Origin of the sequence: Helicobacter didelphidarum, assembly GCF_003364195.1 — a bacterium.
GTDB lineage: Bacteria > Campylobacterota > Campylobacteria > Campylobacterales > Helicobacteraceae > Helicobacter_A > Helicobacter_A didelphidarum.
The window spans coordinates 1-398 of record NZ_NXLQ01000225.1 but is presented as its reverse complement, the minus strand read 5'-3'; the positions used below and the strand labels follow the sequence as shown (position 1 = coordinate 398).

Here is a 398-nt window from a genome sequence, read left to right as displayed (position 1 = left end):
TAGTTTTATATTCCACAATACAAAAAAGCATATTTTATAAGAATATGTAAAGCGATAAATAGGGGGTTTTAGGGGGGTAATTTTAAGGTTATAATTTATCCCATATTATAGCATACAATCTCTATGATATTTCCTTTATTCATGATTGCTTCCTTTTCGCCCAAATCTATTGTAGAAATTCATATTGTAGATTGTATTTACTGATTGTATCCTATCTCACTTCTATCCTTATCTTATTCATTCCACTAGGGCTTAAGAATATCTTGCCTTGTATAGTAAGCAGCGATATTCCTGTATTGTCCCCTCTTTCTCCTACACTACATTCCCTCACATAATCCCTACTCAAATCTATAAAGCTTCCATAGCCATACTCTAAACTCTCTTTATCTCTTTTCTCT

The 398-nt window shown here is 32.2% G+C and carries 1 protein-coding gene; it reads right to left on the bottom strand.

Annotation, left to right across the window (positions count from 1 at the left end; all coding sequences use genetic code 11):
- Positions 1-211 precede the first annotated feature (211 nt).
- Positions 212-398, bottom strand: a 187-nt coding sequence (locus tag CQA53_RS13025) for a hypothetical protein (protein ID WP_181882490.1), incomplete at its 5' end; no start/stop codon positions are given.